This window comes from Psychrobacter cibarius (assembly GCA_030686115.1).
GTDB lineage: Bacteria > Pseudomonadota > Gammaproteobacteria > Pseudomonadales > Moraxellaceae > Psychrobacter > Psychrobacter cibarius_C.
In genome coordinates, this window is sequence record CP131612.1 from 1,622,665 (window position 1) to 1,646,983 (window position 24,319).

The following is a 24,319-nucleotide window of genomic DNA, read 5'->3' on the forward strand; positions in this document are numbered from 1 at the left end:
CATGAATTTTCATCTAGTGTCTTAAAGGCTTAATCAGTGATAGAATCCTTATCAATAGTTTCTACTAAGTAAAGTACGGTTAATTATATTTTTAGTGATTGAGACAATAGTAAAAAATTATCAAAGTTTTTGATAAAAATTTCTAATGCCACGGAGCTACAAAGTTCTGTAGTGTATTGTGATACTCGCACAGTAATCTTGAGGGAATTAACAAGCATGAGTTTAGATTATCAGCATATCCGTGAGCAGCTACATCGTATTATCCATGACTATAAAGACGCTGAAGGATATGAGAGAGGTCAAAGTCAGAATTTTTGGACGCAGATATTCAATGCTTATGGTGTATCTGGTCAAGTACAGCTAAAAGCATTTGAACATCGTCTAAAAGATGATAAATCTCAAAAGTATGTTGATGCCTTTATTCCTAAACTGGTGATGATTGAACAAAAAAGCCGTGGTATTGATCTTAATAAAGCTTATAACCAAGTCAGTAAATACTATGAACGACTAAGCGCAGCGGATAAGCCAAGATATATCGTACTATCTAACTTTGATGAGCTATGGATATTTGATATTGAAAATCCTCTGAATATCAAAGAATATAAATGTCCGATTGCTGATCTGCCTAAAAATGCTGAATGGTTGGACTTCTTAGCGCCAAACGCTGCAATGGCGGAGATTGTTGAAGAAAACCCGATTAACCGTCAAGCAACCGAAATGGTTGCTAAGCTACATCAGGCGTTTATCTCAGATGGGGTTAATGCTGATGAATTGGCGTTATTCTTGACTCGTCTGATTTTTTGTTTCTTTGCCGATGACACCGGTATATTTGGACAAAAAAACCTGTTAGATGGGTTGCTCAAAAACGAGGCAAGAAGTGACGGTAGCAATCTCAACGAAGTGTTTACCACGCTTTTTGATACTTTAAACACTAAAGATCGCTCTAGTCGCTTACCAGAAAGTTATGCTGCCTTTGCTTATATCAACGGTGATCTGTTCTCGCAATCAATCCGCATCCCTTATTTTGATGAAAACCTCTATAACTTAGTCCTTCAGTGTAATAGCCTTGATTGGAGCGAGATCAGCCCTGCAATTTTTGGCTCAATGTTCCAAAGCGTACTCGATATAGATGACACAGCTAATAGTGATGATAAGCGTCGTGAGTCTGGTGCTCATTACACCAGTGAAAAAAATATTTTAAAGGTCATCAACTCCTTGTTCTTGCAAGAACTGCGTGATGAGTTTTCAAAGTGTGCTAAGGACACGCCAAGAGCATTAAAACTGTATGAAAAATTGCCTACATTAAAATTCTTCGATCCTGCTTGTGGTTGTGGCAATTTCCTAATCATTGCTTACCGTGAGTTACGCCTGCTAGAAAATCAGCTAATCTCACAAATCTATGGAGATGAACAAAGAGGTCTGCTTGATATTAGCAGTATGTGTCAAGTCACAGTTGATCAGTTCTATGGTATCGAGATTGAACCACACGCGGCTCATATCGCAAGGGTCGCTATGTGGATCACCGATCATCAACTGAACCAAGCCACTGCTGAGCGTTTTGGTACTACACGCCCTACAACGCCTATTGTGTACAGTCCACACATTACAGAGGGTAATGCCCTACAAATTGACTGGGAGGACGTTTTAGCAGCCAATGAGTGCGATTTTGTGATGGGCAATCCGCCTTTCATTGGTTATACCTATCAAAGTAAAGAACAAAAAGCAGACTTGGCTCATGCTGCTAATAGTATAAAAAAGTATAAATCATTAGATTATGTGGCAGGGTGGTACATCAAAGCCATGCACTATATGCAGTCAGTAACTAAGCCAAAACACCAAGTCGAAACAGCTTTTGTGTCCACTAATTCTATCGTGCAAGGTGAGCATGTAGCCATATTATGGCAATACCTACTTAAAGACTGTGGCGGATATATAAATTTTGCACACCATACTTTTAAATGGTCAAATGAGGGTAAGGGTGTAGCAGCTGTACATTGCATCATCGTTGGTTATGGTACGAAAGAAAGTAAAGAAAAGATCATTTTTAGCTACGATGATATCAATGGTGAACCCAAACCTAACAAAGCAAAGCTAATTAACGGCTATTTAATTGATTCTCCACTTATCTTTTTTGACAGAACGAATAAGCAAATCTCCAATCAAACGTTAATGTCTAAAGGTAGTCAGCCGACAGATGGTGGCAATCTACTTCTTTCTAATAAAGAATATCAAGAGCTAATAAAAGAAGAGCCAATAACAGAAAAATACTTACGCCCATTTATAGGATCACAAGAGTTTTTAAGTAGTGTTAAGCGCTGGTGTTTGTGGTTTGATAGTTGTAATGCATTAGAGCTAAATAATGATTTGGCCAAAATGCCAACAGTCATGCAACGTCTTAAAAATGTGAAAGATATGCGTGAGCAAAGTAGCAAAGTAGCAACTCAAAAGCTAGCTGCTACACCGCACTTATTCACTGAGATTCGTCAACCGGAAAGTGAAAATTATTTACTTATCCCAAGAGTGTCATCTGAAAATAGAAAGTATATACCTATCGGATTCATAAGTAATAAGACGGTGTGTAGTGATGCAGTGTTTAGCTTATCTGATGCTACTCTTTATCATTTCGGCATGTTATCTAGCAATATGCACAACTCCTTCATGCGTCTAGTAGCAGGACGGCTAAAGAGCGATTATCGCTATTCAAACAGTATTGTTTATAATAACTTCCTATTCCCTTTTGATGCTAAGTGTGAAGATGATAAAACATTAAAAGCGAAAAAATCTATTGAATTAGCTGCTCAAACCGTTTTAGATGCTCGTAAGCACTACCAAGTCAATTTAGATAATTGTTATTATCATATAGCAGGTAAGATTGCGCCAACTCTTGCTAATCTTTATAACACTTATATGATTGATCCTTACCCTGAGCTAACCAAAGCCCATGCTGCGCTTGACAAAGCCGTAGATAAAGCTTACGGCTACAAGGGTAAGGGTGACGATGCGAGTCGTGTAGAATTTTTGCTGAAGCGTATTGCACAAAGCTAGGAAGAAAAAACTTGTATCAGCAAAATAGTTAAAGATATGACCTAATAAAGAACCCACCTTAAACGGTGGGTTTTTTTATGCTATCGCGCCACGGAACACCCCTAAACCGCCTACCTCAAAACTTGTCAAAATAACCGTATCTTATTAATTATTTATAGGTACGGCGACATGGCATACACCACACAGAATAAAGCTCATAGCAATCACCATACAACCAAGCCTGATGGCTCATCTTTCAGTCAGTACAGCCGTTATGAGGTTGGCCGCATTACTGGCCGTCATCGTGAAATGCTGGCCGTATTAGCGGACAGTACAGGTTTTGACAGCTTGGGTTTTAATAGCAGCGTTGGCAGTGTCGATGATAGCTGGCACGTTGTGAACGTTTTTGACTCATTAAATAATTATATCGACAGCATGGCCATTGGCGGCGCGATGGACGGCAACCACGCCTTACAAGTCGCCAAGTCGCAGCTAGACAGCTTGGGTGGCACTACTTGCCAGCTAATCACCAACAACGCTATGCAGTTTGACGGTATGAATCAAGACCACGCTTGGTCGATTGATGCCATTAACAAGCTGATGGATAACCCCTCGCAGAATAAGAGCTACCTACCAGTAATCACCGCGCCTGAATTGGTCGTTGAAGCTGAGCGCGTCACGTTTGATAGCGTCCAGTGGGATAGCAACAACAACCTAATAAGCCATGGCGGTAAAGACAGCCGCTTGTACTTAGATCTCACCCGCGCTGATAGCCGCAACGAACTTATTACAGAGTTTGATTTAGTAGATGCACTATTTGCCATGGACGCACAGGAAGTGGGTTTTGATGCGCTAATGGACACAAAGAGTCGCTTACCATTATTAAGCGATCGTTTGTTCAAGGCGCTTAGTCAAGCAAGTAGCGAAAGTCTATCTGTGACCAACGTCACGCCAACTAAAGAATTTAAGCGCCAAGGCGTTATTAACATCGCGTTTGTCTTTGATTTATCGGACGGCCAAAAGCTGTCTATTTGGTTCCATAAACCGTTGGAGTCCTCATCAAAACTGCTACCAAGTGACTATATGGTGTCGTGGAAGTGGATGTTGAATAAGCGCGATGTAACCGCCGCCCTATCACCAAAACACGGCGATAACGTGCAGTTAAAAACGGTAGCACGCCGCATTATGCGTTTGGCCGCTAAGAACTCTAAACGCTTTAAAGCCGCGCAAGCACGCCAAGCCAAGGTTGAGCAAGAGCTATTGGACGCAGAACAGACGGTCGCTGATAGAAAGTCTACGATCAGCATGTTAGATATCGACATTATGGATTTAAACAAAAAAATCGATATGGCATTGCAATCGCGTAAGGACGAAAGCGAGAAAGCGCCTGAGCCTGAGAAGCCAAAGGGCGGCGCTTTCTCAGAGGGTGACGCGGTGATATGGATGGGTGAGTACGGCGAGATCAGCCGTGGCACGTTCAAAAGTTATTCAGCTGACGGAACTATGGGAACCTTTATTGATGAAGGTGGCCAAATGAACGCACCAGTAAGTCAACTTATTTTTAATCCTGACGTACAGCTTACGGATGAGCAGATCGCAGCCCAAAGCGAGGCCAATAAGTACAACGAAATGGAAGGTATTATCAGTAGCTTGTCTAAATCTAGCAAGCGTTTTAAAGAATGGGATATGACCATAGAGTCTGTTCAAGCGCTACCTAAAGAGCAGTTTTTTAGACTGGCTGATGCACTGGCAGCGGCCAAAATGCCAGCTTACGAGCAGCTATTAATTGCTTATCGCGTAGGTAAGCAGGATTTGATCGGCATAGCTCAATCAATCATGGATAACGAGAAATCAGCTGGCCAAACAACCATTGAGATCACTAAGCGCCGCGAGCGTTTGGCGCAAATATTAAACACCGAGTTAACGCTGGTGGGATCAAAAAAAGATACTGGCAGTAATGAGGACGCGACAGTCTCTATCACAGGTCAAGAGATAGACGTGAGCGAGGGCGTGGACTTCAAAACCGCCAAAAACAATGCAATGGCTTATTTTGATGAAAACCTAAAAGACAAGGTGGTTTTTTGCCAAGCGATTGATAGCGATGTGGCCTTGAAGCGCCGTGGTGGTAAGCATATTGCAAAAGCAAATCATACATTCCGCGATAAATTACAGCTGGTTGCCGCGATTCCTGAAATGATCAAAAAAGGTAAGTATCACAGCTACACCGAAGCGTACAAAGACAAAGCCCCGAATATATATGGTTACTATGTTTTGACGGTATCGGTAGAAGTCGATGGTATCGCTAGAGATGCAAGAGTGGTACTTGAGAAAACAGATAAAGGCGAAGCGCTTTATGATATTGGAATAAACAAAAAAGAAGCCTTGGCAGCTCTAGGGGATGCTGTCTCAAACGAATCGTTTGATCGGCTCTCCGATCCCAGCCATTACCAAGGCTTAAATAAATCTTACCAAGATGATCATGAAAATGTCAATCAGTTTGACAAATTATCAACAAATAATGCAGCAGCTAGCGATCTTATATTAAATATTTTCTTTGATGAAGATTTAGACCTTGCCAGCGACACTACCACGGATGACAAAGTAACCAAAGGCAGCGTCAACGAGTCAACGACAGTTAAAGGCACTAAGATCAGCAGTAATTTTGCGCTAGTAGAAGCAAAAAAACTCATCGTATCTCATGACGCAGCGGGTGTCGCCAATCCTGATTTTCCACAAGCACTACAGCCGCGTGATCGTAGCGATAAAAAATCCGTTGAGGCGATCAAGGCTAATGCTAAAAAACTTCAACCCGAAAAACTAGGCCAAACAGACCGAGTGGGGAACGGTGCGCCTATCGTGGGCGATGACTTAATTGTTGAAAGCGGCAACGGTAGAGCTATGGCCGTAAAGCTGGCATACGATAATGGCGATGCCGAAAACTACCGCGCATGGCTTATTGAAAATGCTGATGAGTTTGGGTTTAGTGCTGAACAGGTCGAAAATTACAAGCAGCCAGTGCTAGTAAGGGTTCGCACTACCGCTATAGATAGAATGGATTTTGCTATTGAGGCAAATCAAGACGGTTATCCGCAGTATTTTGACAATGAAGAAAGCGGCGATGGAGTAGAAAAAACCGTTTCGGTCTATGTCAACAGCCGTGGCCGCGTACTGGCCACCGTAACCGAACAGGCTGGCAAGTACCATGTGAAAGGCGAGAACTTTAGCGGCGGTAATTATCCTGACGATGCCAGTGTTTTAAAACAGCTTGAAGTAGTCAAAGCAAGCAATCCATCTATGAAGCTAAAAGAGGGTAAAGAGTTTTTTAGCGCCGATGATACTGGCAAGAGCTACCCGCCAATCGAGCGCGGCGAAAACGGTACTTATATCGCTTACATGAACAGTAAGAAAAAAGACAGCTGGCTGGCCATCCCCAACTCAGACGGTAGATTCACTGTTTACGCTGACAACGCACAAACCCGCGCTTATAGAAATAGCACGCCAAAAATATTTAACAACCTCGATGAATTGCTAGCCGCATACCCCGCGTTTAAAGGCATTAAAGAGCTTTTTGCCGCAGATCAAGCCAGCGATGATGACGAGTATGAAGATATCGATAGCAGCGAATACCCGCAAATGTTCCTAGACCGCAATAAGGACAAGCTAAATATTTTAGGTATTGGCGATGACGACATTCATGTCGGACTTGAAGACGACTACGAAAACAAATCGGATTATAACGATCTATACCACATTGATAGCGGCCTTTTTGCACGCCAAACGCTTAATTTTGCCGATGCCGTTTGTAAGACCGTGGACGCGGCGATCTCGCTTGGCGCTGATGCTGTGGTCGGTGACTTTACCGCTACCGCTTACCAAGACTCAATGTTTGACGGCCTAGACAGCAAATCTAACCCAACTTACGGTATCACCGTTCAGATCACAAAGGGCGGCGTTTACTTGCGTGCTGATATCGATGCGTATGGCGAATGCAAGATATTAAAAGGTGCTAGCGGTACCGAGATTATTACTACGATCAAGCACGTATTCACCGACAACATCAACGAATATCAATCAGCGTTGATAGACGCGCTAGACGTACAGGTAGATGAAGATATGAGAACAACAGACACGTATGATGCGCCCAAACCATCCGTACCAGCGATAGATCAAGAACCAAAGCCAATCACAGTACCGGTAGAGGAGCCAGTGGTAGAAACTACGTTCACCGAGAGCGCCTACGCCAAGCGTATTAACGAGATCGAGCAACAAATGAGCACCGCCGACTTTGACCCCACGGCAGTTGATACTGACGAGCTCATCGACTTGGTAGATCAGGTTGAGGACGATGCCGAGCTTACCGCCAAGCTAGAAGCTATCAGCGTGACCTTGCAGCAAAAAACGATTGCTGTCAGCTTAAGAGCTCTTACCGACATGGCTGGCGCGTAATGCTGGACACACCAGCCAACAACAAAAGCCAAAAGCCTAGCGGTAAAACGTTAGGCAGCGTTTGGCGCGAAAAAGGCTTAAACAAAAACCTTGTTGTAAAAATTAGACCAGTTGTAGAGGGTAATTTTGAGGGTGGCCAAGGTCAGCAAACCTATAGCGTTGATACCAGCAAGCCCACGGTTGAGTCTATTTTTGAGGATGCCGATTTTTCCATCGAAAGTCAGTACAGCACACCCTTTGAATCATCAAACCCCGAGGGGCGCTTACCTAACCTGATGGGTATGATCCAGTCAGGCCAAATCAACGCCGCTTACTACAGCTTGTTTGCACTATCAAATGACCCAACTGGCGTGGGTGCTACGATTGCCAAGGGCGTTTCAATGACGGCTAATGCGACAGGCGTTGGCGATATGCTGAGCGAGAGCGAGAGCAAATTAGAAGGCTTGATGGGGCGCTCAAACTTTACCAAGTTAAATAGTCATCAGATCTTCACATCTGCTAGCTCAATCCGCATCACAGGCAGCTTGTTTTTTGAAGCATGGGCGAACGCAAAAATAGAGGTAGAGGACGCTTTACAGCAATTGCAAATATGGGCATCAGCCGCCGAACTATCCAAGCAATCGCTATTGGTTGGCGGGATAAAAGACGGTTTTTCCGAGGCCATGTTTCCTTCAATTATTCCCCCATTGGTACAACTTCAATACGGCGGCAAAACCTATAGCCCCATGGTGGTTGAGAGTGTATCAGCACCAATCACAGCCCCCATGACCAAGGACGGCGACCGCATTGCCGTTAGGGTACAAGTCGTATTTTTATCATTAACCGCATGGGATGCACAAAACATTATCAATACAAGGCGCTAATCATGACCACAACACTAACCATTCAATTATTAAATGAAAGCCTGAGCTTGCCTGATCTCAGTATTGGCGATGCCATAGACATTGCACACATACCATCAGAGTTTAACGAAAAACGCCTGAGCGCTTTAATTGGCCATTTAAGCGGCGATGCAGCGCTGGCAGGTCGTTTAACGGCGCAAGAGCGTTACTACATACTATTGAACCATCAAGCCACCACGAGCCACAAGTACAACGCTGATGACGCTGGCGCGAACGATGAGTATATGTTTGAAACCATACAATCAGATGTACCAAGCGAAGTGCAAGTGGGTGAGCTGACAATCAATCACTTACTGGGCGCTCATGTGGTTGTTTTAGAGGGGATATGCGAGAACGTAGCCGACTGGTTGATCGGACAAATGGCGTGCCAGCTTAGCGGCAACTTGGCCAGCATTATTGGTGGCGAAGACGTTGTTTGGGAGCCTATACCGCCAACCATGACCGATAGTGAGATCAATGCCGTTATTCAAGAGCGCTTTGCTTTCATCAACCAACTATCAGCCACTCGCAAATTTAACGACCTTTTTGACGCCTATGGTAACGGTGTGCGTCAGCTGGCGCATTTTGTCACGTTAGGCAGCGACAACAAAGGCTTAACTGTAAGCAAGATAGGAGGTGACGGCGCTATGGAGCCGTCACGATTTCACACCCTTGACCATTTATCAGGGGCCGCCGCAAGACTTGCAGAATGCCTTGCTTGAGGATGCTTTTACCATGGTGGAACACGGCAAAATGAGCTTGCCTGAAGCCCTTAAAATGGGACTGTCTTTTATAAAACTGTATCGAGACTCACCGAGCTTTGAGCGCTTATCAAAAACCATTGAACAAGACCGTCTTTACAAGTCAGGGGTTATTGCTCGTTTAGATGCCGTTATCTCGACCAATTCAGTAAGACGATAAATCCAACATATGAAAAAGGAGTAACAAGGCATGAGCCACAAAGTCGCCACCGCAAAAATTGCGCTGGCAAACATTGTTGGTAACGGCGCTAATGTGGCTGCTGTCGGCGCGGGTGGTGAGGTTTTCGCTCGTGAGCTTGGTCAGACGCATTTGTTCTTATACCTAAATCTGCCTATTTGGGTGTTCTTTATATTGACCGTAGTGCTGGCCGCTATCGGATCGGTAGCATCTTTATACGTGGATGTAATGAAAGAAGCGCAATTATCTTATATCCAAAAATTTATGAATCTTGTGATGGGCTTTCTAGCAGGATTGATCGGCGCATTTGTTATTTTGCCTACGTTTGTATCCAGCCCGACAATGGCAATGCTGATGTTTACAGGGCTGTGTTCAGGATTTGCTGGCACGTTACTGGTCTTTAACCTTGGCGAAGCTATCCGTAGTACTGAACTATGGGATGGCCTGAGAAAGATATTTACTACCTTTACCCTTAACGGCATTAGAACATTGGCAATGAGTCGCCTTAAATTATTGGCCGCGTGGATTTTAAAGGGGGATGACAAGTGAATTATCTATACGCACTACTTGACTGGCGCTTGATCAATCTCATTGCCCCATTTGTTGGTATTACCGTATGCGTTTACCTACTGATGAGTAAAAACACTTGCACGGTCCAAAAGTCAATATCAACCATATTGGCGCTGGGCGTATTGTCGTGGCTCATGCTTATTTGGGCGGACTGGGGTAGCACGATATTTGAACCCTCTTATCAGAGTGCTTTAGCACGGGTAATCATGGTTTTCATGATGCTGATTGTGGCTTTTGTTTTACGCCGTGCGACCAAGCGCAATCGATCTTTATCAATCAAAACAAGAATACTATCCGCTGAAAATGAGCTGCTAAAAGAACAGCTTAATATCATGCGTGGCAAAACCGAACCCACACAGGAGTAATGCTTCATGACTACTACCACAGTCACCGACACCGATATCTTTGCCAAATTGCGTGAGCACGTATCAGGTACCAATATGCTGACGCAACTGCTCGTCGATACTGCCAATAAAGCAATGGAAGACGCAGCATTTCGCGATGAGCTCATTCAGCGCTTAGGCGTAATACCCGCCGTATCCACAGAAAACAGACCATACAATCTCACATTGGCGAACCTGCGTAAGGTTTATCCTAGCGTCAATGCTGAAGCGATTTCACTTATTTTAAAGTACGCGCCGCAGTATGACATTTTGACTAAAAAGCAAATGTGTTCTTTTCTTTCAAACTGCATTGTTGAGTCCAACGGCTTTAATGCCAAGCGTGAAAGTTTTGCTTATACAGCGGGTCGATTGCGTCAAGTTTTTAGTACTCGCATTGCCTCTGTTTCGGCAGCTAAGAAACTACTGGCGAAAGGGCAGGTGGCCACGGCCAATTATCTATATGGTAGTCGTTATGGTAATCGCCCTGGTACCAACGATGGTTGGGATTATCGCGGTGGCGGTATCATTCAAAATACGTTCCGTAGTAACTACTATATCTTGCAGAACATGACAGGTATTCCGTTTGGCGACAACCCAAAGCATATTGAAGATTTAGAGAATGCAGTAAAAGCAGCAATGGCTTTTTGGCAGTTAAACGGCTGCAACGCCAAAGCTGAAAAAATCAATACGTATGATGATGGTTATACACTAAATACGCTGACTTCAAAGGGTATTGAAACCAAAGACTATAAGATGAATTATGGCGCTCGCATTGTCCGTGAGACGGTCAATGGTGGACTAAATGGCTATGAGCACTTTTGTCAGACATTAGAAAAGTGCCTGCGGTATCTATAATAATATTTGTTTAAGGTTCAAATAGTAGTTAATAGATTTGATAAAACCCCATCATTATTGATGGGGTTTTTTGTTGGAACACTATAAAAAGCATACCTTTTTTGTTTGCCATAATTGATCATCTAAACACGATCAACTGGACACATGGTTATGAAACAAAAGCTCGCTCAATTAAAACGACTGCAGACAGCACTTGCCAGCTTGCAAGCGGCCACAAACATAAAGGCGCGCTTAATGGCCGCAAAAAAGCTCACTGACATATTGAAGGATATCGGTGCAATAGGCCACTTAACGTTAAAAGAAGTCCAGCAAGCTGCTGCTAATTATGAATTGAGTAGCACAGATGATGACGAGTACAGTGACAATCCAAACGATGAGAATTATCGTTATGCCGATACCGGCTATATCGCAGGGTCGCACAAAGAACGTGCCAGTAGCCGTATTAAAGATTTGGCCAAAGACGGCATTACTGTTAAAGCTACTGATATTGAATGGGATGAAATCGAAGCTGATGCTTTAGTTGCTGAAGATGTGATTAAAAAATCTAACATTATGGGGAATGTGGATTATCAGGCATTAAAAGATCAAAACGTGGAAGCCGGTACCGCTTATCTTATCCAAAAGGTTTTAGCCTCTGTGGCACCTGAGCCTTATTGGGATGTAATGGGTTTCTTGCAAAATAGCACATCAGGGCGCCGAGTTATTGGTGGCCGTACTGAAAATAAGCTAAGACTTGCTGCGCATTTCAACGCTATTCCAATTGTTGATCAGAAGGCGCTGGCTCGTAGGGCCTATGTTAACGGTATCAATACGCTAAAATCACGCCTTACTGAGAATAAAAATATTGTTGGTACCAGGGATCTGATTGCTGAGCTCAAAGCTATTGCCAGCGAAATGTCTGGTCACACTATTAGTGCATTGGATGAGGGCCAATATAATCAAGCAGTTGTTAAAGTAACAGAGCAAAGAGAGTTTATCGAAAATAAGTCTTTTGAGTTTGAGAGCGAATACAAGGCGGCTGAAAAGCTTGCACTAGAAACCTTGGATGTGCCTAACGATACTGCCAAGGAGCAAGGTTTTGTAGAATATGTGGGTGGTAGCTTTAGGGCTCCTCGCAGACGTGGTAGCTACTATGCACGGCAAACGTCAATGAGAAGCTGGCTTGCTGAGAAATATCCTAATATTGAATTCAACAAAAGATTTGCAAGAGATATAGCGCCGGTTGTCGTTAATGAGGATATTGATAAGTACAAAGAGCTTGTGGACGACGTCGAACGAATCGCTTTGGCCAACAAATTAGTGGCACTGGTTGATCCGCTATCAAGCTTAGCATGGATAGCACTAGGAGAAAGGTTTTGGAATATTGTAGAGCTGCAGTCAGACGCTTTTATCAAACATGCCAATAGGGCCATTAAAGGTAAATACAATGACTGGGAATTAACTATTAAGCCTGATAAAGGTCCATCAGATGAGCAAGGCAAGCATAAGGGTAAGAGAAAGAGTACTTTTGAGTTGATTGTTGCTGACAGTATTAAGCGTATTGGCGGTGAACCGGTCACCATCAACTCTACTGAAGAATTAAAAGATACGTTTGGCTTTCGTGATATTCAGTCAGGTAATTGGGTACTGAAGGATAAAACCAGTGCTAAATTTCACGTTGAGAATGCGGCAGCCGCTATGATGGACCTGTCAGACATTGTGGGAATTGATCCTAAGTCTTTGGCTTTTGGTGGGAGGCTAGCACTGGCTTTAGGTGCCCGTGGTACTAAAGGAGCTTTGGCACATTATGAACCGGTCCAGCGTGTCATCAATATTACTAAAATGAAAGGTGGTGGCTCACTTGGCCATGAGTGGTTCCATGCGATCGATAATATCTTGGGCGAAGTGTTAGGCGTAGATGGTGCGACCGGCGCTGGCAAGTACTTAAGTATTGACCCTATGATGGCAGCCGAGAAATCAATCAACCTGTCAGTAGCTTTTGCTAAGCTACAAGAGGCCATGAAGAATGGCGATGTTAGAGCACCTGAAGTATTCAGAATTACTGATAAGGATGTAGAGCTTGCGCTACTTAATATCAAAGAAAATAGTACGCGCTTGGCTAAACTGATATTTGACGCTAAAGATGCTAAGGAGGCAGTAGAGATTGTTGATGCAAAACTTGGGTCGCCACATAGGCCTAAGCGTAGAAAAAATCATAATCAATGGCGCAAAGTGGCGGTTGCTTTTTTTAATCAAGATAAAGTAGGGGAGCCGATTGTTTTAAGCACTGGTGAGCCTATATCAGAGTTTTATGCCAATTCTAAGAAGCTTGATGCCGAGCGTTCAAAGCCTTACTGGTCAACCACACACGAAATGGCCGCACGTGCGTTTCAAGCCTTTTTAGAAGATAGTCTAAAAGATCAGGACAGACGTAATGATTATTTAAGCTATGGGGCAGATAACGCGTTATATGGAGGCTTCCACCAAGCATACCCCGAAGGTGAAGAGCGTAAGAAAATCAACTTGGCATTCAAAAATTTGTTTGAAGTGATTAAAAGCGAGAAAATCTTTGAGAATGCTAGCGCTGATCAAGTCATGATGGATGCTATTTTTGGTGCGCCAAGCGTGCTGTTTGATGAGGAACAATTAGAGCTTAATCGATTGTTCTCTGATAATTATATGTAAAAAGCGAGTAGATGTTTTAAGCTTCTAAATTAACGCTATTTTTATAATTCAATTTGATATTAGATTCTACATACTCCTATACAGGCTCTAAGTATTCGACTAGAAAGTCGCTTTAGCTGTTCTAGTCGAATACTTGGAGCCTACATCGCTTTGCAAAAATAGTTTTGTCTAGCTATCAAAAAGCTAATCCTTAGATATATATTTTAAAACTGAACATGATTTTATAAAAGGTTTGTTTTGCTTTCCTACAAAAGTAGGCTAAAATGCTGAATTTTTTTATGGAAAATTTGAATGGTATTGACCTTATCAGTACCAATGCAAGGAAATATATATGGCTGAAATGATTCCAGATAGCATAGGAGTAGTCAAAAGTTCTACATCAGGAGAGCGTAGAGTCTACAACTTGCTTAAAAGTGTGCTTCTCCCTGATAGTGACTGGATTGTTTGGTACGAACCCTGTGCCTCCATTCAAAGTAAGCATGGCGATTTTCTTATCTTCTCAAAGTATCACGGTATAATTTTAATCGAAGTTAAGGATTGGAGTGCGTCTTATATAGCCACAGCAAATCCTAGCACCTTCATTATAAAAAATAGTGATGGTTCAACACAAAATCGTGAGAACCCTCTTAAACAAGCGCGCAGTGTTCAACTACAAATTAGAAATTTGTTAGAAAAGAAACACTCGCTTAGACAGAAAGTCGGTAATTTTGCTGGCAAGTTAAGATTTCCAACAACTGAGTGCGTCATATTTACTGGTATGGAAAGAGCCCAAGCTGAAAAAGCAGGGCTAATGGATGACTCAATACTTAGCCATCAAAAATGCATTTTCCAGGATGACTTACGTGTAGATATAGATGATAAAGAATCATGTAACTCATTTGTTGAACAGCTACTAGGGTCTTTTAACCATAAGTTTGCGTTTACACCACTAAGTAGCAAAGAGTTAGATGCTGTTAGATACGCTATATTTCCAGAATTACGTGTCAATCCACAGCAAGAGCTTTCATTGGATATTGCGCTAAATAATGATGATCTGATCAAGGTTTTGGATAAACAACAAGAGATAGTTTCAAAATCTATTGGTACTGGCCATCGTATTCTTAAAGGAGTTGCTGGTAGCGGTAAATCCCTGGTTGTGACATATCGTGCTCGACACTTAGCTAGATTCAATCCTCATTGGCGGATACTGGTCGTATGCTTTAATATTTCATTAAGAAGTCATTTAGGTGCAAGTTTAAACAACTCACATATAGAGCCTTATCGTTCATCTGGTAAAGGATATATAGAAGTAAAGCATTACCACAGCCTTTTATCCGACTTGACCAATATTAGGCTAAGAAAGGGCGATAAGGAGAGTTGGGATGATTATAATATCCGTCGTTCAGAAAGCCTTATTGATTATGTCGAAAGTCAGAAAGATTTCCAGAAGTACGATGCTATCTTGATTGATGAAGGTCAAGATTTTACAGAAGATATGATTAGAGGGGTGTTGAGCCTTCTATCAGAGAAGGATAGCTTACTTTTCTGTTACGACCCTGCTCAAAATATATTTGGTAGAAAAAACTTTACTTGGAAGTCTGTGGGTTTGAATGTACAAGGCAAGAAACCTACATTGCTTAATAAAAGTTATCGTAATACACGACAAATATTAGAGCTGTGTACAGAGTTCAAAGGGGAGGATCTTGATGTTGATGCTGAAAGTGAGAACAAATCACTGATACCTGATTACGGGGATTGCCGCGAAGGTGATTTACCTTTATTGATTCAAAAGAATTCTTTTAATGAAATGATAGATTATGTCGCACAGGACATCATGAGTCATACAGGAAACGGAATCGAGTTATCAGAATCTGCTATTATCATTATGGAGTCAAATGTCAAAAGAGATATAGTTAAGAATCTGATTCCAAAACTAACCAGTAGACTACTAGAGCTAGGATGTGGCAATGGTTGTGTTAGTGCAATCTTAACAAAAGAAGATAAGCTGAATTTAGATCTCAATTGTCCTAGTGTTAAAGTTATCATGACAGACTCATGCAAAGGTTTAGAGTTTAGAAATGTATATATGATGGGTCTGGCTGTTGTTGAAGAAGATACGCCTGAGCTAAGAAAGACTGCATATGTGGGTATGACTCGTGCCAAGGACTATTTAACAGTGCTTTATGCTAAGCCTAATCACTATACTGATATCCTATCGGATATTTTAGAAAAACAAAGTAGGTTGTTTTAATTATTCAAAAAGACAGTAAACTAAATGAAATCTAAAAGAGAAGATAAAATGAAAGATGTATCTCAGAAAAATGTTCACTTACAGTTGTTTTCACCAAATAACGAGCATATAGGCCATTTTGATGGGGAGTTTTTTTATCCAGCAGGTGTTCTACCTTATAGAGTTGATGGTGATGAAATATATACTACAAAAATGCCTGCTGAATACATCGGTGATTTTGAAGAAGGACGAGGAGTTTCACTAACAGGCGATATCCTATTTTTTGTAAGTGAATAAAAACTCTCTTTATTTAATAGATATATTAAACATAGTCAATCTACGTCAGCAGCTTAGAACATTTTGATTCGTATCTTGGCAAGGCACAAATCAAAAAATTGTTCCTTAATTAGAAGCATATTAATCAGTATTTTCTTTCAATTTATCTAAATAGTCGGCCCATGCCTGCATCATCACTTTGCGCTCTGGTAAGAACACAGTGCGATTGTAGGCTCTGCCGTGCATATCCCTTACACGATGAGCAAGCTGTTGCTCTACCAATGCTTCAGGAAAACCTAGCTTCTCTACAATCAAGGTTCTTGCTGTGGCTCTAAACCCATGTACTGTCTGTTTTGATCCACTGTAGCCAAGCCGCTTCAAAGCTTGATTCATCGTGTTCTCTGACATTGGTTGGACAGTCGTATGAATAGCTGGGAATAGGTACTGGCTACGGGCGTGTAGGGATAACTCACGTATTAAAACAATGGCTTGCGTAGGTAGTGGAACGATAAGAGATAGACCAGTTCTACGTTGAGTTTTTCTTGGAGTAAAAGTCCAAGTACCTTCATGAAGATCAAAGTCATCCCAGAGAGCGTAACGTAGCTCGCCAGCCCTCACGAAAAGCATAGGCATCAATTTTATAGCGATTTTAACTTCAAATGATCCTTGATATTCATCAATATCGTTAAGCAATCTACCAAGCTCATCCGTATCTAAGATAGTAGGATGGTGTTGTACTACCGGTGTTTTCAATGCACCTAATAAATCCTGTGTAATATCACGCTCGCAGCGCCCAGTCTGCACACCATATCTAAATACTTGTCCTGCCATTGTGCGCATCTTTACCGCTGTCTCAATATATCCTTGCGCCTCAGCTGATCTGCAAGCTTCTAATACATCCATTGGCTTGATATCAGTTATAGGCATGCTGCCAAGGTATGCATTTAGCCGTTTCAGCTGCCTATAGTTATTTTTGATAGTAGAGGGGGCTATATGAGTCTTGCGGCTCATATACTCTTCAGCAACCATAGCGAATGTGTTTTTAGACTCAAGCAATTGCTTGCGATCTTCATCTCTTTTGATATCGCGTGGATCATCACCGTTAGCAAGATGATACTTAATATCAGTCCGCATCTGTCTTGCAGCTGCTAAAGTGATCTCTGGGTATTGACCTAGTGTTACTGTGACACGCTTTCTTGTGATAGGTGTTGTGTAGTCAATGCGCCAGGCTTTTGTGCCGGCCTTACTAATATGTAAATAAAGACCACCGCCATCGGTTAAGGTATAGGGTTTGTCCAAAGGCTTGGCCTTATCGACTTGAGTATTGGTAAGGGGTTTGACAGTTTTTGCCATTTTTACAGTATCCTCTACAGTATTTTTGCGCTCATACTGTATAGAATACTGTAAAAATTACAGTAAGCAAGGGATAATTATGGGTATATAAGGTAAGTTTTGGACAATAAAAAACCCCTGAAGGCCTTGTTCATAGGGTGTTAAGGGGTTTCTTGGTGTATTTATATGGTGCGCCCACAGGGACTCGAACCCCGATCGATCGCTTAGGAGGCAACTGCTCTATCCTGTTGAGCTATAGGCGCATTTTGGAATAACATTGTAGGAAAAATCGCTCATAAAAGCAATCAACAAAATATAAAGATTTTATCATTACTTGCCATTACTCAAGGCGTCAGCGACATTCACAGTGTTGGCATTTGCTGCTTCTTGTGCACGTGATGTTGGATTAAACAAGTCATTTACACTGTTTTTATAACCTTCGATATTATAATAATCGTACTTTTCTAATATATCTTGTCCGGTACTCGAAAGTAAAAAATTACGGAAGTTAATAGCAGCAGTATTCTCTGTCAAAATAATCCCTTCAAGCGCTTGCTTGCCTCTCAGTGCATAGCTGAAAGAATTTAGGGTACGTGCCTCTGCATTGTCAGTCTCAATGGCACCAGTCTCAGCAGTATCTACTTTTTTATCATCAGTATTGCTGATATTTTCTTTGTCTTGGTTTATTTTATTTTGAGCCGCTTTTAGCTCTGCTTGTAACGGTGTCAGACGGTCTACAGATAGACTGTCGTTAGCGATGATCATGTCTATATCAGCGCCTAATTCTGAGCGTTTATCATGGTTAGGATTGGCGTTTGATAATGTTAAGAGGTCGCTGGCGGGTACATAACTTGGCACAACCTGCACATGAGGATAACGAGATTCGAAGCTAACGATGATATCGTCCAAGGGTGCTTGTAAATCCTCTTCTGCCTTTATATACAGCGTACTGTCGGTGAGGGTATTTACCTCGTCTTGAGTGGTGGCTGACGACTCATTTGCATTTGCCATGATCGGTAGGGGATCTATATTTTTACGGTTACTGCTCCATAACCACGTAAAGATTGCAATAAAGATTATCAGCAGCAGTAAAATTAGTCCAGCCAGTAGCAGCTTGTAGTCTCTCATATGTTACTGCTCTTCTCTTAATGGGTTTGTGTCAAGTTTACATAAAATGCGGTGAGTGACGTATTATTTTTAAAGCTGTTGGTGCAACACTTCATCTGCTAAGTCCGCCAGCATATCTGCAAAAACATCGGTTTCTGAATCAGGTAAAAGTTTTTTCTCGCTAGTATTCTTATGACTAATTGTACTATTTTGATTGGATAGCACAGGTTGATCGTTTGAAGGGGAGGTAACATCATTGTCAATGGCTTTTATTTGGTGTGCAGCCAATGGCGATTCGCCCATCGTAAGCTTGTCTTTAAGCCATTCAAAACCATGGGCTTCCCACCATGCTTCAAAGCGTGGCAGTGTGCTCCCACGCACCGCGACAGGCAGATTCAATGTTCGCAGTTTTTGTGCAAGTATGGGGTCGTTAATGGCTTGATGGATGCTCAAATAAAGCGAGCGACTATCATCAGTATAGGGCTGTCTGTTTTGCCACGATCTGTCGTCAATTTTCATACGTGGCAATTGCCACAATTCACCGCGATAGTATACAACATATAGACGTCGTTTAGGATGAACGAAAATGGCATCAATGGGACGCAAGGGCATAGTATTAAGTTATTCCGTTAAAAAAGGGTTATGGACATAAAAATTACAGCAATTGATCTGACAGCAGCACTGACTTCTCTATTCATAAATATGAGACTTATCAATGCGACACTATCTGTCGTAAGATATTATAATAGTGGCACATATACTAGTAAACGATAGCTATCGATGGCACACTAATCAGCAGCCTATTTTATGATTGTTATAAATAATCACTGATGATGCAATGATAGTTAATCATTGTTGTCATTTGCATCGTGTTTATGACAGCCATGCTAGCAGAAATACATTGTAGTAACGACCGCGAAACATAGATTGGTGAGTATCCTTCGTGGTATTCCTTAGCAGCCATCAATATGCATTAGAAAGTTAACGCAAATGTTATTCCATTTCAGGCATTCACGACCGTCTACATCACACTATCACTCATATTATAACTTCAATCAGATTATCCTCTATGTTTACCATTATTCAATCGCACCGCACCGAAAACCTTGTTGATCAACTGCTTGTGCAATATCAGTCTAAGGATCAACCTGTTTTTGAACCTTTTATTGTCATTGTGCCCTCAATGGTATTGGGCGATTGGTTGGACAAAACCATTGCCAGCCGTGCTGGTATTAGTACGTTGGTACGTACTAAGTTTTGGGGTCAGTATCAGTGGACGCTCATGCAGGATGTATTAACCTGCCATAACGCGTATTTGTTAGAGCAGAATCCAGAAGCGGCAACCCTAAATGTGCCAGAAGTGGCGGTGTTGTCACCAACGGTCATGCAGTGGCGATTGTTTGGGTATTTGACCTACTATCAAGAGGCGATTGTTGCAGATGAAAAACATCCGGTTAATCCGCTACTGGCATCTTTGATTGATGAGCCGCAGGCAGATACTCATCAAGACAATGTGCGACAGGACATTATAAAGGACAAGTCACAACAAGATGCCCGTATTTGGCAGCTGGCAAGCGATTTGGCAAGAGTGTTTAACCGCTACTTGACCCATCGTGAGGATTGGCTAGCGTTATGGTCGTATAACAAACCGCTAAATGTAGATGAATTGATCGCAGAGAAAGATGCATTGTCACTGCGTTTTGATAAGTATGCACGCGGCACGCCTGAATGGTTGGTTGAGCATTATATTGAGTTAGAGGCTGCCCAGCGCTTCTTATGGTCGCATTTGTTTGCTGACGTTCATCTACACCGTGTGGCACTTGAAGATGTCTTCTGGTCGGCTTTGAAAGACAACAAGGCGAATGAGCGCGCTCAGTTGCCCAAAGTGCTGCGTATATTTACCATTCAGCAGTTGCCACAGACCGAGCTCGACTTCTTGCAGCGTTTATCGAAGTACATGAATATCACGTTATTGCATTACAACCCATCAAAGCTGTTTTGGGCAGATATCGTCGATAAATCATGGCTACAGCGTCAACAGATTATCAACCCTGAGAGTGTCTTTTTACGTGATTACGGTCATAGTTTGCTATCACGTTTGGGCAAGCAATCTCGTGATACCTTTGCCATGCTTGCCAATTTATCGGGTAATGAGCAATACCAAGAAGAAATAGTAGAGTGGCAAGATAATTTTGATAGTGGTGCAGATGAAAGCATTTATAATGATTTTAGTGCTCAAGATGCCCAACATAGCCTAAGTTTATTACGACGTTTGCAAAACGATGTGTTGATGCTTGATGAGCAATCGACCCAGCAAGCAGCGGCTGCTACGGTCTCGCAAGCAGTGAGTCAGCAGATAGCGCCAAGCCTTGATGAGGATAAGCAAGCAACGGCCTGGTATGACGATGAGGCGTTGGAGAAGAAGCGCTTTGAGAAAGACCGTTTTTGGGCAATCTCTTCTCAAGATAATAGCCTAAGCATTCACTCATGTCATAGTTTGCAGCGTCAACTTGAAGTGCTGCGTATTATGATTGGGCGCTGGCTAAATGAACCTATCAAATCTGGTGAGAAAAAACGCCATATATCTGACATCGTGGTGTTACTACCCGATGTTGAGCGTCATCATGCGCTGATTAACTCTATCTTTGTCAATGGTAGAGGTCAAGATGGTTTGACCTTACCTGCTAAAGTCACTGGTGTTGTCGATGCCGATATTCGGCAGTTATGGGAAGCGATTATTGGTTTTTATAAATTATTAGGTAGCCATAGCGCCCGTTTTGAAGCGGCTGAAGTCTTAGACTGGTTGATGTTGCCGCCCTTGTTTGAAAGCTTTGGACTGACTCATGAGCAAATGAGCCGTGGCTGTGATTTATTGGTAGAGGCAGGCTTTATTCGCGGTTTTGATGAGCTGCATCTTAAGCAAACTTTGGATAGTAATGACTATGACTATCGCTTTAGTTTTGCGCAAGCGTTAGACAGATTGACCCTAGGTCTGGTCATGCCAGAAGCTGAGTTGAGTGATTGCTTATATGCTCTAAATGAAGATGAATGGCCAAGCACTGCCTTACCAGAAATGACCTTACCGTTACCACAAGTGAGCCTAAATGATGCGTTGATTGTTGAAGCGCTTTGCCGCATTTATACCGGTTTGGTCGCACGAAGGGATGACCATACAAAAAAAATGAAAGCGGAAGACTGGCTCGATCAGATTGAGAGACAAGTGATTCATCGTTACTTTGGTGATGTGGATCAAACACGTACCATGCGAGCCATCTACAATGCGATGAATGGCTTTAAGTCAAGTCTACGAGCCAATCGTCACTACAGACAGTACTCCAGTGGCGATAGCGCCAACAGAGAAGTAGAGCAGAGGCTAGCAGGTGTAGAGCAACTACCGCTTAAATTAAGCTTTATGTTAGACAGTATCGAAAACGAGCTTGAGAGTCAGCAAGTCAGTGCGGAGCCGACTGGGGTGATTACCTTTGGTAAGTTTGGTGCCTTAAGAAACGTTCCTTTTGAGTTGGTGGTCATGCTCAACATGGATCTCTCAGAGTTCCCTGGGCGTGACCGTGATAACCGCTATGATTTGATGAAAGCGACTAACTCACGTCGTGGTGACAGAGTCAGTGAGGACGATGATAATGGCGCATTTTTAGATGCGCTGTTATGCGCGCGCAGTGCTTGTTGGATGTTCTACAACGGTCAAAGCCTGACGGATACCCACGAGCACCTGCCAGCCAACCCAGTAAGCGAATTGCTACAGTTTTTGCAAGGTGAGGTGCAGTGGCAGGTGAACTCGCTGGATACATTGCCTGAGAATATTGATCCCACTACCGAGAGTCTCAAGCGCTATTTGCCTAAATTGATTAAGCAGTGGTTAGTGACTGAGCATCCTGCTCTGCCTTTCCATGAGAGTCTGTTTGAGACCGAAACTGAAGGCGCTGATATTTTTGAGCAAGCGTCTACTGATATTGATGGCAATGCTAATGCCAACGTCAATATCAATGCTCAGGATGCAAGCCCTGTTGATATGATTGATGAACTGGATGCTTTATTAAATACAGCGATGCGTAAAACCAAGCTGGCTCAGAAAAAACAGTTTCCACCTGCGCCGCTTTGGCAAGCTGTATTCAATATACTAAAGGGCAGAGTGTCTAGTGAGCAGGTACAGTTGGTTGGCTTGCCCACAAAGACACAGTACGAAGCAATCGCTAAGATGCTTGGTCAAGGCTTGGGTCAGTTAGGTCGAGTAGACAATCAAACCTTGGCTACACTGGTTGAAATGCTGGCACTAGATACAGTAGCTAATACTAGCGATACTAGTAGCATGATAGATGCGCTTACCCAAGCGGTATCTGATAGCATATTTAATATTGGAGAGATAGACGTTGAAGGAGTATTGGCGTACCAAGTGCGCCATCCTGCCAAAGCGTTCTTACGCTCGCAAAAGGTGCATGTGGTACAAGGTGAAGAAGCACTGTCGCATCAAGAGCCATTATTTCTAAACAGTTTGACTACCTATCAAATCAAAGATCATTTGATTAAACAGTTGGTTACTGATGAGAGTAAGAATAATAGTAATGTAGCGGCTGAAACCACTACGCCAATCCTGATGTATCAAAAAATTATGCCCGCTGGTGTCGCTCGCCAAACCACGCTACCCAATCAACAACAAAAACTGCAACAGCAATGTTTGGAATTTAAAGAGCAGTTAATAGCTAATGGTTTTGGCGAAAATATTGTACCTAATGAAGATGGAGCAGAGGGTACGACAGGTTTGCAGCTACTAACGCCAACCGCCGAGCATCCTGTCCAGATAGAGCTGGCAAACTTGCTAAATAGTATTAATAACGAGTCAAAAAGCCAAGCAGATATCGAAGAGGTAGAAGCACTGCTTAAGCTGTTGCCGAAAATCATTAAGATCAAAGGCTCAGTACCTATATTAGCACCAGTATCATTACCAACAGCAGTGCCGATAGATGCGCATGATAGCCACTCTCATATTCAGGCGGGCATGCCTTATGCTCAGCAATCACCCAAGCAGTGGTTAAACATATTGCCCAATTCTGCCAGTCCTAGGCATTTACTCAAATTTTGGTTATCACATTTGTATTGGCAAGTGGCCAGACGTACCACTGCTGAGCAAGTGGCACTCAATGATGGGGTGAGTATTTGGCGCTTTAATAAGCCTAGCTCACAAGTCAAAAAGTATGACAAAGTAATCGCATTTAAACTAAGCCCCATTGTCTATGAAGACGCTGTTATTGAGCTGATAAAATGGGCGATTTTTTCCAAGTTATCTGGGCAAGTGCCTATTACTTTATTGCCTGAATATGCACTCAATTACCTTGATCAGTGTTCAAAATCTGAAGATAGTGAAGGCGGCAGTTATTGGCCAAAACGAGCAGACTTTTCAGATTGGCTACGGTCTGGCTATCATACAGACACAGTATATGATACTTGCTCTCAGCATGCCATTTGGCAATATGTACTACGTGATCAAGATGGATTTAAGGCTTTGTCAGACGCGTTGACCACCTTGGCGCGACCATTGTACGAGCCGATGTTTACTGCGTTAATTGACTTAGATGGCTAGCCCATTATCTAGAACAGCCTCTAATTAATTTTTGCTA

Annotated in this window: 15 protein-coding genes and 1 tRNA gene; 12 read left to right on the forward strand and 4 right to left on the reverse strand. The window is 42.5% G+C overall.

The genetic code is table 11. The features are described from left to right. The first annotated feature begins 216 nt into the window (after positions 1-216). From Q6344_06845 to Q6344_06895, 11 genes are all read left to right on the forward strand, one after another. The gene (locus Q6344_06845; GenBank protein ID WLG15044.1) at positions 217-3,045 is read left to right on the forward strand and encodes an N-6 DNA methylase; all 2,829 of its coding nucleotides are present in this window, start codon (positions 217-219) and stop codon (positions 3,043-3,045) included. Between the two features lie 168 nt (positions 3,046-3,213). Then, a complete protein-coding gene (locus tag Q6344_06850) occupies positions 3,214-7,470 on the forward strand; it encodes a hypothetical protein (GenBank protein WLG15045.1) in 4,257 nt (1,418 codons plus the stop codon). Continuing rightward, positions 7,470-8,333, forward strand: coding sequence for a hypothetical protein (locus tag Q6344_06855; GenBank protein WLG15046.1), 864 nt, complete (start codon positions 7,470-7,472; stop codon positions 8,331-8,333). Before Q6344_06850 ends, Q6344_06855 begins: the two co-directional genes overlap by 1 nt. Before the next feature lie 2 nt (positions 8,334-8,335). Next, the gene (locus tag Q6344_06860; GenBank protein ID WLG15047.1) at positions 8,336-9,073 is read left to right on the forward strand and encodes a hypothetical protein; all 738 of its coding nucleotides are present in this window, start codon (positions 8,336-8,338) and stop codon (positions 9,071-9,073) included. A gap of 13 nt (positions 9,074-9,086) precedes the next feature. Continuing rightward, on the forward strand, positions 9,087-9,272 hold the full coding sequence (locus Q6344_06865; protein WLG15048.1) for a hypothetical protein: 186 nt from the start codon (positions 9,087-9,089) through the stop codon (positions 9,270-9,272). 30 nt (positions 9,273-9,302) lie between these two features. After that, a complete protein-coding gene (locus Q6344_06870; GenBank protein WLG15049.1) occupies positions 9,303-9,839 on the forward strand; it encodes a hypothetical protein in 537 nt (178 codons plus the stop codon). Then, positions 9,836-10,225: a hypothetical protein gene (locus Q6344_06875; GenBank protein WLG15050.1), complete on the forward strand. Its 390-nt coding sequence runs from the start codon at positions 9,836-9,838 to the stop codon at positions 10,223-10,225. Before Q6344_06870 ends, Q6344_06875 begins: the two co-directional genes overlap by 4 nt. Positions 10,226-10,231: 6 nt before the next feature. Then, entirely contained in the window at positions 10,232-11,098 is an 867-nt protein-coding gene (locus tag Q6344_06880; GenBank protein WLG15051.1) for a hypothetical protein, read from the forward strand. Positions 11,099-11,248: 150 nt separating this feature from the next. After that, the gene (locus Q6344_06885) at positions 11,249-13,762 is read left to right on the forward strand and encodes an LPD1 domain-containing protein (GenBank protein WLG15052.1); all 2,514 of its coding nucleotides are present in this window, start codon (positions 11,249-11,251) and stop codon (positions 13,760-13,762) included. Positions 13,763-14,093: 331 nt separating this feature from the next. After that, a complete protein-coding gene (locus Q6344_06890) occupies positions 14,094-15,992 on the forward strand; it encodes a 3'-5' exonuclease (protein WLG15053.1) in 1,899 nt (632 codons plus the stop codon). Between the two features lie 24 nt (positions 15,993-16,016). Beyond that, positions 16,017-16,268: a hypothetical protein gene (locus tag Q6344_06895; protein WLG15054.1), complete on the forward strand. Its 252-nt coding sequence runs from the start codon at positions 16,017-16,019 to the stop codon at positions 16,266-16,268. A 120-nt stretch (positions 16,269-16,388) separates the two neighbouring features. Here the strand turns inward: Q6344_06895 and Q6344_06900 are convergent, their stop codons facing one another. The 4 genes from Q6344_06900 to Q6344_06915 all read right to left on the reverse strand — a co-directional run bounded on the left by Q6344_06900 (position 16,389) and on the right by Q6344_06915 (position 19,298). Further along, positions 16,389-17,600, reverse strand: coding sequence for an integrase arm-type DNA-binding domain-containing protein (locus tag Q6344_06900; protein WLG15055.1), 1,212 nt, complete (start codon positions 17,598-17,600; stop codon positions 16,389-16,391). Positions 17,601-17,766: 166 nt separating this feature from the next. Continuing rightward, positions 17,767-17,842: transfer RNA gene (locus Q6344_06905), tRNA-Arg, on the reverse strand. 67 nt (positions 17,843-17,909) lie between these two features. Then, positions 17,910-18,707: a hypothetical protein gene (locus tag Q6344_06910; protein WLG15056.1), complete on the reverse strand. Its 798-nt coding sequence runs from the start codon at positions 18,705-18,707 to the stop codon at positions 17,910-17,912. 69 nt (positions 18,708-18,776) lie between these two features. Beyond that, the gene (locus Q6344_06915; GenBank protein ID WLG15057.1) at positions 18,777-19,298 is read right to left on the reverse strand and encodes a hypothetical protein; all 522 of its coding nucleotides are present in this window, start codon (positions 19,296-19,298) and stop codon (positions 18,777-18,779) included. A 457-nt stretch (positions 19,299-19,755) separates the two neighbouring features. Between Q6344_06915 and Q6344_06920 the strand changes: the two genes are divergently transcribed. Next, positions 19,756-24,282 (forward strand): exodeoxyribonuclease V subunit gamma, encoded by a 4,527-nt coding sequence (locus tag Q6344_06920; GenBank protein WLG15058.1) that lies wholly within the window; start codon positions 19,756-19,758, stop codon positions 24,280-24,282. The last annotated feature ends 37 nt before the right edge of the window (positions 24,283-24,319 follow it).